A 1,134-nucleotide genomic window follows, 5' to 3' on the forward strand; every position below is an offset into this window, starting at 1 on the left:
TGCCGTGGCCTGCGCCGCCACCGGCCTGGTGGGCAAGGAGTCCGACCTGTTCCGCTTCACCGTCAAGCACAGCCTGTTCTTTGCCACCATCGTGGGCCTGATCACCTTGGTGCAGGCTTACTGGCTGACCGGCATGCTGGTTCATCACTAAAGTGAAAGGGGCCGGGCGCCATCGCGTGCCCGGCACTCCCCACAAGCAACGCTGCGAGAATCCATGATCATTTCTGCCTCTACCGACTATCGCGCCGCGGCCCAACGCAAGCTGCCTCCTTTCCTGTTCCACTACGCCGACGGCGGCGCCTACGCCGAGCACACCCTGCGCCACAACGTGTCGGACCTGGCCGGTATTGCGCTGCGCCAGCGCGTGCTGAACAACATGTCCGAGCTCAGCCTGGAAACCAAGCTGTTCGACGAAACCCTGAGCATGCCGGTGGCCCTGGCCCCGGTCGGCCTCACCGGCATGTACGCCCGCCGTGGCGAAGTGCAGGCGGCACGTGCAGCGGCGGCCCACGGCATCCCGTTCACGATGTCGACCGTGTCGGTGTGCCCGATCGAAGAAGTGGCCCCGGCCATCGACCGGCCGATGTGGTTCCAGCTGTACGTGCTGAAGGACCGCGGCTTCATGCGCAACGCCCTGGAGCGGGCCAAGGCCGCCGGTGTCAAAACCCTGGTGTTCACCGTCGACATGCCCGTACCCGGCGCCCGCTACCGCGATGCCCACTCGGGCATGAGCGGCCGCAACGGCCCGCTGCGCCGCGTGCTGCAAGCCATGACCCACCCCGAGTGGGCGTGGGATGTGGGGGTGATGGGCCGCCCGCACGACCTGGGCAACATCTCCAAGTACCGCGGCAACCCCACCGGCCTGGCCGACTATATCGGCTGGCTGGGTAACAACTTCGACCCGTCCATCTCCTGGAAAGACCTGGAGTGGATCCGCGAGTACTGGGACGGCCCGATGATCATCAAGGGCATTCTGGATGCCGATGACGCCCGCGATGCGGTCAAGTTCGGCGCCGACGGCATCGTGGTGTCCGACCACGGTGGCCGCCAGCTCGATGGCGTGCTGTCCAGCGCCCGCGCACTGCCGGCCATTGCCGACGCCGGCAAAGGTGACCTGAAGATTCTGGCCGACTC

At 66.5% G+C, this 1,134-nt stretch carries 2 protein-coding genes; both read left to right on the forward strand.

Features of this window, described 5'->3' with window-relative positions; all coding sequences use genetic code 11:
* Window positions 1–151, forward strand: a 151-nt coding sequence (locus tag C4K88_RS18135) for an L-lactate permease (protein ID WP_146065747.1), incomplete at its 5' end; no start/stop codon positions are given.
* 63 nt (window positions 152–214) lie between these two features.
* Window positions 215–1,134 (forward strand): FMN-dependent L-lactate dehydrogenase LldD (lldD, locus tag C4K88_RS18140; RefSeq protein WP_104122822.1); only part of this gene is annotated, 920 nt, incomplete at its 3' end.

Origin of the sequence: Arthrobacter pityocampae, from assembly GCF_002927275.1 — a bacterium.
Classification (GTDB): Bacteria; Actinomycetota; Actinomycetes; order Actinomycetales; family Micrococcaceae; genus Arthrobacter_D; species Arthrobacter_D pityocampae.